General features: G+C 43.3%; 11 protein-coding genes. All 11 read left to right on the top strand.

The features are described 5' to 3' along the window. Window positions 1-20: 20 nt before the first annotated feature. The 11 genes from DWX28_RS04750 (at window position 21) to DWX28_RS04705 (ending at window position 13323) form a co-directional block, all read left to right on the top strand. Window positions 21-1763, top strand: coding sequence for a DUF2357 domain-containing protein (locus DWX28_RS04750; protein WP_118252013.1), 1743 nt, complete (start codon window positions 21-23; stop codon window positions 1761-1763). Continuing rightward, the gene (locus DWX28_RS04745) at window positions 1760-2386 is read left to right on the top strand and encodes a signal peptidase I (protein ID WP_118252012.1); all 627 of its coding nucleotides are present in this window, start codon (window positions 1760-1762) and stop codon (window positions 2384-2386) included. The genes DWX28_RS04750 and DWX28_RS04745 overlap by 4 nt, the downstream gene beginning before the upstream one ends. A 27-nt stretch (window positions 2387-2413) precedes the next feature. After that, entirely contained in the window at window positions 2414-3097 is a 684-nt protein-coding gene (locus DWX28_RS04740; protein ID WP_118252011.1) for a PilZ domain-containing protein, read from the top strand. Beyond that, window positions 3094-4101, top strand: a complete 1008-nt coding sequence (locus DWX28_RS04735; RefSeq protein WP_118252010.1) for a hypothetical protein — start codon at window positions 3094-3096, stop codon at window positions 4099-4101. Before DWX28_RS04740 ends, DWX28_RS04735 begins: the two co-directional genes overlap by 4 nt. Window positions 4102-4310: 209 nt before the next feature. Then, window positions 4311-5150 carry a hypothetical protein gene (locus DWX28_RS04730; RefSeq protein ID WP_118252009.1) on the top strand — a complete coding sequence of 280 codons (840 nt, stop codon included), beginning with the start codon at window positions 4311-4313 and terminating at the stop codon, window positions 5148-5150. A gap of 103 nt (window positions 5151-5253) precedes the next feature. Continuing rightward, entirely contained in the window at window positions 5254-6231 is a 978-nt protein-coding gene (locus tag DWX28_RS04725) for a hypothetical protein (RefSeq protein WP_118252008.1), read from the top strand. A 187-nt stretch (window positions 6232-6418) separates the two neighbouring features. After that, window positions 6419-6637, top strand: coding sequence for a hypothetical protein (locus tag DWX28_RS19335; RefSeq protein ID WP_158565278.1), 219 nt, complete (start codon window positions 6419-6421; stop codon window positions 6635-6637). A 213-nt stretch (window positions 6638-6850) separates the two neighbouring features. Next, a complete protein-coding gene (locus DWX28_RS04720; RefSeq protein WP_158565277.1) occupies window positions 6851-8437 on the top strand; it encodes a GGDEF domain-containing protein in 1587 nt (528 codons plus the stop codon). 52 nt (window positions 8438-8489) lie between these two features. Beyond that, a complete protein-coding gene (locus DWX28_RS04715; RefSeq protein ID WP_118252006.1) occupies window positions 8490-10601 on the top strand; it encodes an NAD(P)-dependent oxidoreductase in 2112 nt (703 codons plus the stop codon). Beyond that, window positions 10598-11491: a hypothetical protein gene (locus DWX28_RS04710; protein ID WP_118252005.1), complete on the top strand. Its 894-nt coding sequence runs from the start codon at window positions 10598-10600 to the stop codon at window positions 11489-11491. The genes DWX28_RS04715 and DWX28_RS04710 overlap by 4 nt, the downstream gene beginning before the upstream one ends. After that, window positions 11479-13323, top strand: coding sequence for a DUF2194 domain-containing protein (locus DWX28_RS04705; protein WP_243002338.1), 1845 nt, complete (start codon window positions 11479-11481; stop codon window positions 13321-13323). The genes DWX28_RS04710 and DWX28_RS04705 overlap by 13 nt, the downstream gene beginning before the upstream one ends. Window positions 13324-13360 lie beyond the last annotated feature (37 nt).

The following is a 13360-nucleotide window of genomic DNA, read 5'->3' as shown; positions in this document are numbered from 1 at the left end:
CGCAGTAAGGGGATAAAACGATGGCAGAAACAACAATCAGTGATTTATATGAGAAATATACGAATCAGGTTGGCGAGGCTCTTGAGGATGACCGGTACTTCCAGTATCTGTTTGAGATGGTTCAGGCAGGTGACAATACCCTCGAGCAGAAAAACAGGATTCTCCACAAAGTGATCGATGAGCAATGGCTCACCGTAGTAGAGGAAGGAATCGAAGCTATTTTTAACATTGTGGATAAACCACGTCGTTTTATTGCCACCTCAGAAGAAGTAGTACCGGTGGCACTTGCCAAGAAGATTACGGCTGACAGTGTGCGGCACTTAAGCCAGCATACGCAGTTCATCACAGAAAATGCAGCAGGAGAGATCCAGCCGACCAGGATCCTCAATGTCACGACCGAAGAAAGCTATGATCTGTATGAAAACCGCTTCGTATATCATCTGATCCAGCGGCTATTTGCATTTGTGGACAAGCGAACAGATGTAATCTTCTGGTCAACAGGAGATGAAACCTGTAATGTCATGAGCATGGAGAGTAAGATCGATGATGCTTACGAAGAAATTTCCTATAGGGTAGAAATGACGATCAAAAACCGTCAGAGCTATGTCGAAAACGACACCGACCATATGGACCTCTTCAAAAGGATCGACCGTGTACGAAGACTGTCAAGGACTTTGCGGACAAGTTCTTTCTGCGATATCATGAACGGCTGTGCCAAGGTGCGAAGCCCGATCCAGAGAACCAACCTTATGATGAAAGATCCGGATTACCGCACCTGTTACAAACTATGGCACTTCATTGAGAGCTATGATGAAGTGGGATATACCATTGAGGAACAGGATTCTGCGTTACAGTTCGATGAAGAATATCTCCTGCAGATGTACATCAACTTTATCACAAATTACACCGTATTCAAGAGTCTTCTGGAATCTGACCAGAGAAATGTGACAGAGCTTGCCAAAGAGAAGCGGGAACCTGTTAAGCCGAAATTTGTCAAAGAGATCAAGGAACAGATCGTAGAGGACAGAAATATCCCGGATGTTGAGATCCGACAGGTGTTTGTAGAAGAAGTCACACAGGCGCAGCTGGATGCAGAGGCGAAACTGGAAGAAGAAACGAATCGAAGAGAAGAACTGGAACGTTCCCTCTCAGAACTGGAATTTCAGATGGACTCCCTGAACCAGCAGATGGAATTCCTGGAGCAGACCAGAATGCAGATGGAGCAGGAGCGGGCAGAACTGGAAGAACAACTCCACAACGAACAGAAAGTCCGCCAGGAAACAGAAGCTGCGATGGCAGCAGCAGATATTGAGGCGAAAAATTCAATAGAGATTGCGCAGGCAGAGGCAAAGCGTTCTGTCGAGAATCTCCAGACGATACTTGACACTGTGCGAAAAGAGAAAGAACGGGAGCTGACAGCAGCACTGGATCGTGCAGAAAAAGCAGAAAAGGATGCAAAAAACTCCCGCAAAGAAAAAGAAAAGAAACAGAAAGCTGCATCAGAAGAAATCGACAGGATCCGAAAAGAAGCAGCAGACGCGGCAGCGAGATCAAAGAAAGAATCACGGGCAGCCGTTGCCGCAGCACAGCGCGAGGCAGCCAAAGCGATCGAAGAAGCCAGACGCAAGCAGGAAGAAGCCGAGGCAGCGATGCAGAAAGCCCTGCAAAAAGCAGAGTCTGCCAGCCTTTCCCATTATATTGTAAAGCGTTTACAGGAACGCCGTGACCGCAAAAACACAGACGAGGATGACAGCAACTCATGATAAAGAAATTTTTTCTGACATTGATAAATATTATTTCCGTAATGATCATTGCGGCGGCAGTCGTGGTTCTGTGCCTGGTAGTCTTTACAAAACAGGGGGAGGCTCCGAATCTTGGAGGGTATACGGTCTTTCGTATCACGACAGGAAGTATGCGGCCTTCTTATGATACAGACACCCTGATCCTTGTAAAGAAAACCGATCCGTCACAGATCCAGGTCGGAGATGTTATTTCCTTTTATTCCGCAGACCCGGCGCTGGATGGTGCTGTAAATACGCACAGAGTCATAGCAATAGAGCAGGATGGAACGGAATGGAAATACACAACACAGGGAGATGCGAACAATATCCCTGACCAGTACGGAACCGATTCCGAGGCTCTGATCGGAAAGGTAGTCGCGTCGTCCCTGGCACTTGGAAAACTCGCACGTCTGGTAGCGAATCCGCTTGTTTTCATACCAGTGATCCTCATACCACTCGCAGTGATCCTCATCAGTAATCTGGTTCGGACTATCAGACTGGCAGGTAAGATTGCCAAAGATGAGGAAGAGGCAGCGGTCAGAGAAGCAATCCGTGAGATCCAGGAAAAAAGACAGAAAGAAAATTCTTCAGATAAAGAACAATAAAACAGGATTTATTAGGAGGAAAATAACATGGCAGGAAGTATACAACTGAAGAAAGGTACCAAAATGCAGCTTGCATTTGACGTACCGGTAGGGCAGGAGCCTCAGTTCAATATGCTCTGCACATTTAATAAAGCACTGGACGAATCAGCATTTCTGGTATCTGCCCCAATGGTGGACGGCAAGAGGCTTGTGCCGGATGAAAGCCAGAAATTATTGTTTAAATATACCGAAGGAGAGGAAAGCAACATTCTTGCCGGATACGTGGATGATGTTGTAAAAGAAGGAATCCGACATTATCTCAAAGTCAGACGTGTGGCAGAACAGAGACAGTTCATCAAACGTATGGATGTCCGTATGAAAGTTGAGCTTCCGATTACCTATATGCAGGATACCTGGGAACTGAATTCCGAGGGAGAAGTGGATAAGGAAAAAGGACAGACCATGGATATCTCCAACAACGGTCTTGCGGTATACATGAACCGTTGGTTTGAAGTAGGAGAGTCCTGTATCTTCACCCTTCCAAGACTTGGAACGGCAGCCGAAGGACAGCCTTCCAGAGAAGTCGTGGGAGTCATCTGCTGGACGAGGGAAATGCCGAAAGGCAGCCCGTTCCGCTTCGTAGCAGGTATCCAGTTAAGATTTGCAGACCAGCAGGAATGTCAGGATATGCAGGATTACGTGGCATACGTAAAGAAAAGGTATAAACTGTGAAAAAGAAAACCGAAAAAAAGATAAAAAAACTTGAAAACAAGGCAGAAAAAAAGAACAGACGGCGTTTTTTCAAAAAGAAAAAATCAAAGACGGACCAGATCATCCGAATTGAGGAACTGGAAGCCCTGATGGAGCAGGAGGGCGGAGATGTCGATCCGGAAAAGATCGTCAGTATGTACCGGCCTCACAGGAAACGGCGGCAGATCGGAGCGGCACTGCTTCGACTGGATAAACTGAATCTTGCTCTGCTTGCAATGCTTGCTACGGTCGGTGTTCTGTTTGCTGCTGCGTTTATGCAGGAAAAAATGGGTAACTTCACGATCAATCTTGACCGTCTGGAAATGTACAGAAGAGGTATCAGCATTGCTGACAATGGTGATTTCAAGGGTGCAACTGCGAGACTTACCGCAGCCATGGTCAAAGATGCCACGAATATTTCGATCGAAGATCTTCCAGATGACCTGGACGATCATGAAGGTGCACACAATGGCAAGAACTATATGGCATATACATATTTTGTCAGAAATGCAGGAAAGATCGACCTGAGTTATAAGGCCAGGATCACTCTGGATTCCTGTTCCAAGGGAGCCGAGAACGCTGTCCGTATCGCAGTATGGCGAAACGGAGACAAAATGATCTATGCAGAACCGGCAAAAGATGGAAAACCTGAGAAAGACTGCACAAATTTCTTGTCAGACGATGTCGTATGCGAGTATAAGGAAGATAGCTTCCTTGTAGGAAATGTCGATAAATATACCATTGTCATCTGGATGGAGGGTGATGATTCGGAATGTGTAGACTCTATTATCGGAGGCAGTGTGGAGATGAGCATGCACATCGACACAGACTTCGACGATGACACCAGTCTCCTGTGGAAATTTGTGACGGATATTAAGGATACCCTGAACAAGAACAAGCCGATCAATGCAGCAGGAAACGAAGCTCCAAATGACAGCTATTACACAGATAAAGAAGTAACCTGGAAAACCAGAAGAAATCAATAATATCGTTATAACCGGTGCCACAACCGCCGATTATATATATTACAGAGGGAATTCCCGTGGCAGGGAAGAGATTTTGTGGTTAGCTGAAAGCCTCACCGGAAACGGTAGAGGGAAACTCTCCTAACCGGGCCCGGTGGGAGTTTGATCTAAATACAAAAAAGAATTCTAACTGCAGGAAATTCCCAAAACTGTACGAAGGAGAGAATGATATGAACGAAACAAAAAACAACAGCGTAAAAGCGCTGAAAAAACAGATGGCAGCAGCTGTTGCCATGGTATGCGTTGCCGCTGTAGCGCTCGGATCAAGTACATATGCTTGGTTTGTAAGTAATAATAATGTAAAAGCTACAACAACAAATATCAGTGCGCAGAGTAACTCTGCTTATCTGGTAATTGATACAAAGAAAACAAGTACATCTTCTACATCTTCAGCAACTGCTGCCGAAGAAGTTGGAACTGGAAAGACATATGAAGACGCTGCACTTTATCCAGCACAGTGGGCAAAGAACTTTAATGTTTCTAAAGAAAATGCAGATACAAAAATTTATCAGTTTGAATCTGCTTATGCTGAAGAAAAAGAAAATGCAGCAGAAAAGAGTGGTACTCGTTTTGCTGTAGGTGATCCAACTGCAGCTGTTACTGCTGACTATGCACTTCTGAATCAGTTCTATATTGGTACTGGTACATATGACGGACAGTTTACAAATCTGAAAGTTGATAGCATGACAGTATCTACTGGTTCTGACAAAAAGTTAGCAGGTGCTATTAGAGTTCTTGTATATATTGATCAGAACAACTGGGCATTGGTTTCTCCGACAGGTGTTGAGGCTTCTTGTCTGGCAGGTACTGTTGTGACAGATGATACGACAAAGAAACTTGGCATTATCCGTACTGATGTATTTGGAAAAGCAGAAGGCGATGTTAGTGTTAAACTTTATGCGTTCTATGATGGTGCAAATGAAGAGGTTAAAACAACACAGCTTACAGCACTTCAGGAGAATGTTGGTGCAACAGTATCTTTTTCTGCAACACCAACAGAGTTCAAATAAGATAGTTATAGTATCCCACGGTTGTGGCGTGGGGTACATGCCAAAGAGTAGAAAAGAATTTCTACTTTTTGGCATGTAGAAACTGAAAAAGGTGGGATGGAAAATGAACATAAAGAAAATGAGAATGCAGTTAATAGCGACTGCTGCTTCCGTTTTAATATCTGGAATAGCCTTAACATCGGCAACTTACGCATGGTATGTTGCAAACAATACCGTTGAAGCGGTCACAACCAATATCAGTGCAACAACAAATGGATTTATTTTGCAGATTGCAACTGCTAAGCAGGGACCACAACATGGTGGGGAACAGACATCATTGGTGGCATCAACAGAGGGTGGAAAGATAAGTCCATCATCTACAAATGACTTAAAAACATGGTATGTGAATCAGGGAATTAACGGTGAAGGAAAAGTTGCTTCCTATATGCAGCCCACTTTTATTACCGGAGAAAATTCAAAACCTGGAGAATATATGGCAGGTGGGGAAACTCATTATGCATATATCAAGAGTGAGTATGTTCTTTACACAATTACCGAAACGGGTCTTGCTGATGTATATTTAGATGCGTCAGAAGGAAGTCCAGTTACCTTGACTACGAACGGAACACCAACAACGGATACCATTCCAAAATCTCTGCGTGTGGGTATTACTATTCAGAATATCAAGAAAAACGCAGATGGCACATACAGTGATGATGGAAACGAAGAATTGAAAGTAGTCTATGCACCATATGAAGAAACAGGCAAGGGCAATGATGCTGAAGGAGTCGATGGTTGGACGTATATTGGTACAGCCGATGATGGAAAGTTAAAGCCGCTTATGGTTACATACCCGTATATTTATGCGACTCATTATACAGATCAGCAAAATAGAAACTGGGTTGCGACAAAGAATGGTAATGATTATGATGCAACGAGTGATACACAGAAAATTGCTTCTTCCGTAGGATATGATGGCGTAAAGATGCGAGTATATATCTGGATGGAAGGTACGGATGCTGACTGCATTAATAATGCAGCCGCAGAAGATCCGGCAACTTATAACGTAAATGTAAAACTGGCAGGTATTTCTGCTGAATAAGACAGCAAATATGAATTGAGAGGTCACGGCACAAGCCATGGCTTTTCTTTTACCCAAATATCCCCATATTGTCTACTATCCCCAATCTCCTCCACGCATTTTCGGTACATCTGATGAATTGCTATTTCCACGACTTCTGGTATAGTCATGTAACTGAAAAGAGAACTTCAGAAGGGAGAAATGCAATATGCGAAAAAAGCAGGACATCATGTGGGAACAAAGTACACTACGGGAATCAGTGGAGAAATGGGTGACTAAGTATTTGAAAAAGAATCACTCAGAATATCGTGAACTCCAGGTGAAAGCAATGAGAATTGTGGACGAAAATCCAGCACTGCGGATACTGATATTTTCCTGCGGAAGAGCCGGAATCACATCAAGTTCATCAGGGGTGATTCCTTTATAACGTTACCTTATCTTACTTTTTTGATCGGCGATTGAGCCGACTTTCTGCTCATTTTCGTTCATGACTTACCACCCTTTATTACTGTGTTGGATTTTTATTCTAAAAATAAACTCAAAAATGAGAATCTATGGTATAATCAGAAATAATCCAGCAGTTATGCTGACGCGATTATTTCTGCCGGAATGGCAAAAAATATTATAAGAGAGAATGATTATGAAAAAGATACATACTGCAGTTACTCTTATAATTATCTTCTTTATGGTAGCTGCATTATACATTTGCGGGAGATATGAGAATGCTCCCGACAGAGTTTTTACAGGAAAAGTAAGTGCTCCGGAAGGTGAGTGGACGATTGATGCTTTCGACGGTGTTACGAAGGCGGAGGTCACCTTCAGCCTATCAGATAGAGGAGAGCACGAGGAATGGGTGCTGCTTCTCAGATCCCATTGGAAAAATTATTATGTGCGTGTGGGCAATGAGACGATCTATCACAGGAACGGAAAAAGAGATGGATCAGTGCATTTGTTTGATATTCCATCAGGAGACAGTTTGACGATCAGCTTTATCGGTGGGACGAAAGATAATCTGAAAGGCATTGAGAGCTCGGGGATATTGATAGGAGACAATACCAGTATGTACAGACGGATCATAAAGGATAACCTTTATGCGGTGCTTATCGGTGTGCTGTCGCTTGCTTTTGGTGTGCTGTGTATTGTCGCCTGTCTTTATATGAAAGCGGGAAAAACGGAGAAGATCTACCGTGCACTGCGGAATTTGGGAATCTGTATTTTGACCGAAGGAATCTGGGTGGTGACAGACTCACAGATTTTGCTGTTAGTCACTCAGCACACCAGTATTATTGAGCAGATATCATTCTTGTCCTTTTTCACATTGCCGTTCCCTCTTCTGGAATTTATCAAAGAGATCATGCCGGGTAAACACAGGATGCTGTCCGTGATGCGTAAGCTGTTTGTTTTTAACTTAGTCCTTTATCTGTTAAATTATATCAGCGGATGTGATATGGTGATCATAATACTTATCTGTGAACATCTGCTTATGACAGTAACACTTCTGCGCGTGATCTGGAATGGGGTCAATGAGAACAAAAAGCATAAAAATCTTAAATTGCAAATAGTTATTAATGGATGTGTAGCATATTGCGTTTTCAGCATTATAGCACTCGTTTTATTTTATTATGGAAATGTAGTGAGCTATTCCTATATCTATTCGGTCGGTATTGCGATATTTATCGCATTTTTGATCAATGCAGCCTGTATCGTAATGTATGAGCAGGTTCAGGAGAATGCCAATGTCGAGATCTATGCAAGAATGGCCTATATGGATACGATGACCGGTCTTGGAAACAGAACGGCATTTCTGGAGGAGAACAAGAGTAATGCTGTTTTCCCGGGAATGATTTCCTACATAATGATGGATGCCAACAATCTGAAGAAGATAAATGACAGCCTGGGACATAATAAAGGTGATGAGCTTATTATCACAATCGCAAAGTGTATGAGAGCTGCCGTTGGACAGAACGGTCAGTGTTACAGAATCGGCGGTGATGAGTTCGTGATTATCCTGAAAAACAAGACAGCCGAAGAAACAGAAGAGATCATAAGGCAAGTCAGAGCGGAGATTGAATTTGCCGATGAACAAAGTGACATTCCTATCTCTGTTGCAATGGGATATGCCTGGACAGATGCGGAGGAAAAGAATCTGCCGGAGCTGATCCATTGTGCTGACGAGAAGATGTATAAAGACAAAAAGAGGATAAAAGAAAATACATCTTCTGCATAAATGATAGGTTGGAAATGATAGAAATGTGCAATATATGATTACGAGGTGACGTATGAAATTACTGGTGACCGGAAATATCGGATATATTACAACAGAATTTATCGAGGAGGCTTTCCCTGAGTGTCAGATCCTTCTTCTTGGAGAGACTGAACAAAAGTCAAATCGCAATAAGAGCTTATCGGTATACCCGATGCCGAAGACGGAGGAAGAATTCAAAGACATTTTCAAGACGTATGAATTTGAGGGAGTGATTTATTTTTCTAATTATCTTACATTTCATGGGACGATGGAGGGTGAGATTGAGACTTTACACAAGCTATTACATTACTATAAGGGGAATCTGAATTCCAGGCTTCTGTATATTACAGGACCGGATAGTTTATATGAAGATACAACAGGAAATACGCTGATGGTCCGCTCGGCAGAAGAGTTCTGCAGGCAATACGGCGAGCTGCATCAGATCGCTGTCAAGATTCTGCGTGTGCCGTATCTTTATTCCGGTACTTATGAGGAGGATTATTTTTTCAAGCTGTTCTCAACTGTGATCAATAAGAAGCAGATTACATTTGAAGAAGCACCGGCACAGGAGATGCATTTTCTTGCTTTGAGTGATCTTGGGGATTTATTATACAAGATTTTTGATAACTGGGGAGAGGGGAGCGCCTGTCTTCAGGTTCCGCAGGTATTTCATTTTACTTTTCAACAGTTCGGGGAGAGACTGGCACAGATGTTTCCGGCTGCAAATATTACCTATTTGTCAGATGTGCTGATCCAGGATGGGATATCTGATGACCACGTTCTGAGAAATGAATACGGCTGGTTTCCGAAGATTTCTCTTTTGGAGGATCTCACAGAAATTTATGAGGATTATTGTGAGAAAACGAACCATAAGACACGGAAGATCGATGTAGTAAAAACTTTTTTGAAAGCACATGATAAAATCGTGAAAATCGTGGAATTGCTGCTCACATTTTTTGTTTTTGAAGCACTGAACCGGATGGCGGGAAATCAGGTGCAGTTTCAGATGATCGATCTGAGGCTTGTTTACATCGTGCTGTTCAGCAGTCTGTACGGCATTAATTACGGGCTTGCTGCAGCGGGGCTGGAAACACTTTCATTGCTGGCAGCATATACGAAAACCGGGATCGGCTGGACGACACTTTTCTACGAACCTTCGAACTGGATTCCGTTTATCTTCTATTTTGCAGTCGGCGCGATCTGTGGTTACATCCGACTGAAAAACAGAGATAATATTCAATTCATGAAAGAGGAGAATAAACTGATCCTGGATAAATTTCTGTTTATGAGAGAAATGTATCAGGAGACGCTTTCTGATAAACGGCAGTACAAGAAGCAGATTCTGGGAAGCCGTGACAGCTTTGGTAAGATTTTTGATATTACGAAAAAACTGGATATCATTCTTCCGCAGGAGCTTTTTGTTGAAACTCTGCATGTGATGGAATCAGTTCTTGAGAATCATACATTTGCGATTTATTCAGTTGGAAAGAATCAGAGCTATGGACGTCTTGAGATCGCATCCCAGGGAATGACAGATGTGTTGAAAAAATCCATTTGTCTGGATGATTATCTGGAAGCGAAAGAGACGATTGTGTCAGGAAAGGTGTGGGTAAACCGGAATTTCCTGGACGGCTATCCGATGTATATGAACGGGATTCACAAGGATGGAGAGCTCGTGATGCTGATTTTCATTCAGGAAGTGGGAAATGAACAGCTTTCCCTCTATTATCTGAATCTGTTCCAGATTCTCTGCGGTCTGGTAGAAACAGCACTTTTGCACGCACTGGAATATCAGGAGGCAATCAAGAACAGGCAGTACGTGCAGGGTACACGTATATTGAAGCAGGAGTATTTTGAAGAACGGCTGTATTCCTTCCATTCTATGAGGGAGGAGAATCGGGCATCCTATGTGCTTTTGAAGCTGGAGTATCCGAAGATGACACTGGAAGAGGCAGACACAGCGCTACAGGCTTCGGTCCGTGAAAATGATGTCTGGGGGATTTCTGAAAAAGGAGAGCTCTTCCTCATTCTTTCACAGACGGACAGAAGTTCCTTGCCGATCATTCTTGCAAGACTGGAAAATGACGGCTTCGTCTGTCATGAGATCGATACCGTGGAGAATGCAAATACAGGAGAAAAATTATGATTCAGACAGTGCTTGGAGTATTCCTGATCCTGTTGCATATTGTCTGCTGTGTGCTGGTCTGGCTGGGGATAAAGACACATCTGCTGAAGGTGAAAAAATATCTGATGGCACTTGTGATCTTCGTTCCTTTCTGGGGAACAGTGTGCGTGCTGCTTTTGCATTTGCAAATGCTGACCAGAAGAGACAATAGGATAGAACCGGGAGTGGAAAAGCTTCGTGTAAATGAAGAGATTTATAAAAATATTTTTCAGGCAGTTTCGGATACGGACAAAAAGATCGTTCCGTTAGAGGAAGCACTTTTGATTAACGAACCGAGAGTGCGCCGTGAACTGATCATGGATGTGTTAAATGATGATCCGGAAGAATATATGGATCTTCTGAAACAGGCCCGCATGAATGAAGATGTAGAGGTTGTCCATTATGCGATCACAGCCATGGTTGAACTTTCCAAGGAATATGATTTTCGTTTGCAGAAGATGGAGAAGCTGTATGCGGCATCACCGGACGATCCGGAAATCCTGGAGCAGTACTGTGATTTTATGGAAGAGTATCTGAATCAGGGGATTCTGGAAGCCCAGATGGAGAGAGAACAGAGGAAACATTATATCCGTCTTTTAAGACAAAAGCTGAAGGTGAAAACGACGCTTTCCACATGTGTGCGTCTGTTCCAAAATCTGATGAAAACAGGAGATTATGTTCAGGCGGAAGAGATTCTAGGGCTGATGGATCAGAAATGGCATCGGAAAGAGGAGTTCTGGATTTTGAAGATCCGGTATCTGGCAGAACGAAAAAAGGGAGCGGAGTTGCAGCAGTGTTTAAGACAGATGAAAGAGGAGCAGATCTATCTGTCGTCTAAGAGTAAGGAGGAATTGGCTTTTTGGCTGGATTAAAATCATTGAAAACATTTCCGTTTAAAAGTATGCTGGTGATCCTGGGTGTATTTCTGATGATCGCGGTCGTCCTTTTTGCTGAACGAAGTGGAATTCAATATACTGAAAAAGACAGAAAAGTCGCATATCTCAGTCAGGAAGAAGTGGTTACGGAACAGATGGCTGCGAAATCACTGCCGAAGACCTGTCTGGTACTTCGTAACAGTGAAGATGAGGCGAGTGTGGCTGCATGGGAGCAGTTTCAACAAATTTTTAAAGATATGAAGGTTGGAACAGATGTGGTAGACCTGCAGAGTGCATCCTCTATTCCAGATTATCATGCTTATGAAACGGTTGTTGTATTACTGAGTGATGTAAGTCCGTTGAAAGAGAATCTTATGGAACTGTGTGATTGGGTGTCAGAGGGTGGGAATGTACTTTTTGCCCTGACACTTCAGAAAACAGCGTATTCATCAGTGATTGAGCAGAAGCTTGGAATCATTTCTTCCGGATATGACAATACACTTGTAGACAGTATTTATTTTGAACCGGAATTTATGCTTGGCGGGGGACAGGCTTATACGATCACAGATCCGTATGATGCTGCCTGGGCGGTCGAGTTGAGCGAAAAAGCACAGGTATATGCGAGAATCAGAGATGAAAAGGGAGCGCCGCTGATCTGGGAAAACCAATATGGAAAAGGGAAGTTTGTAGTAGACAACTTTGGACTGTATGAGAAAGCGGTGCGTGGATTCTATGCGGCTTCCTACAGTCTCCTTACTGATGTGGGGGTTTATCCGGTGATCAATGGATCAGCATTTTATCTGGATGACTTTCCATCACCGGTTCCGGAGGGAGATGCTACTTATGTGAAGCGGGACTATGGAATGAGCATTAGTGATTTCTATATGGATGTGTGGTGGCCGGATATGCAGGAGCTTGCATCCGATCACAACATTCGCTATACCGGTGTGATTATTGAAAATTATGAGGATGCGACGGATGGAACGATTAAGAAACAGAAGGATACCAGACGTTTTCAGTATTTTGGAAATATGCTGCTTCATCAAGGTGGAGAACTCGGGTATCATGGATACAATCATCAGCCGTTGAGTCTTTCAAATGTGGATTATGGTGACGTGCTTCCGTATGATACATGGAAAAATGAGGCGGCCATGAAAAAGGCTGTAAAAGAATTGATCCATTTTGGAGAGGATACATTTCCCAGTGTATCAATGTCAGTCTATGTACCGCCGTCCAATGTATTGTCAGCAGAAGGAAGAGAGATGCTCGCGAAAGATTTCCCGGAGATCCGGACGATCGCCAGTAATTATTTCACCGGTGAGTTTGCGTATGTGCAGGAATTTGAAGTTGCAAAGGATGGGATTGTAGAACAGCCGCGTATCATCTCCGGTGCAATTATCGATGATTATATGAAGATGGCGGCACTGTCGGAATTAAATATGCATTTTGTGAACAGTCATTTTATTCATCCGGATGATCTTCTGGACGAAGACCGCGGTGCAGCACTTGGCTGGGAAAAGATGAAGAGCAACCTCGCTGAATATATGGACTGGCTGGTGGATTCGGCACCGTCCTTGAGACAACTCACCGGTTCGGAACTATCCGGTGCGATTCAGCGTTATGGAGCGGTTACATTTACAAAGACAGTGACAGAGCAGTCTATAGAATTGAAGCTTAAAAACTTCTATGATGAAGCATATTTTATGGTGAGGATCAATGAAGGAACACCGGGTGAAGTTTCGGGAGGAAAACTTACACATCTGACAGGAAATCTCTATCTGCTTCAGGCAAAGGAACCAACAGTAACTATCGAGAAATTAGAAGATTGAAATACAAAGCGGTAACACGCGACAGATAAGGAGTTAA

The organism is Blautia sp. AF19-10LB, from assembly GCF_003461245.1.
Taxonomy (GTDB): domain Bacteria; phylum Bacillota; class Clostridia; order Lachnospirales; family Lachnospiraceae; genus Blautia_A; species Blautia_A intestinihominis.
This window is presented reverse-complemented; position numbering and strand designations above follow the sequence as displayed.

Excerpts from the sequence above, each read along its gene's own strand:
- DWX28_RS04715 (WP_118252006.1), top strand. The coding sequence starts at position 8,490 with ATGAAATTACTGGTGACCGGAAATATCGGATATATTACAACAGAATTT.
- DWX28_RS04745 (WP_118252012.1), top strand. The coding sequence starts at position 1,760 with ATGATAAAGAAATTTTTTCTGACATTGATAAATATTATTTCCGTAATG.
- DWX28_RS04710 (WP_118252005.1), top strand. The coding sequence starts at position 10,598 with ATGATTCAGACAGTGCTTGGAGTATTCCTGATCCTGTTGCATATTGTC.
- DWX28_RS04740 (WP_118252011.1), top strand. The coding sequence starts at position 2,414 with ATGGCAGGAAGTATACAACTGAAGAAAGGTACCAAAATGCAGCTTGCA.
- DWX28_RS04750 (WP_118252013.1), top strand. The coding sequence starts at position 21 with ATGGCAGAAACAACAATCAGTGATTTATATGAGAAATATACGAATCAG.
- DWX28_RS04720 (WP_158565277.1), top strand. The coding sequence starts at position 6,851 with ATGAAAAAGATACATACTGCAGTTACTCTTATAATTATCTTCTTTATG.
- DWX28_RS04725 (WP_118252008.1), top strand. The coding sequence starts at position 5,254 with ATGAACATAAAGAAAATGAGAATGCAGTTAATAGCGACTGCTGCTTCC.
- DWX28_RS04730 (WP_118252009.1), top strand. The coding sequence starts at position 4,311 with ATGAACGAAACAAAAAACAACAGCGTAAAAGCGCTGAAAAAACAGATG.
- DWX28_RS19335 (WP_158565278.1), top strand. The coding sequence starts at position 6,419 with ATGCGAAAAAAGCAGGACATCATGTGGGAACAAAGTACACTACGGGAA.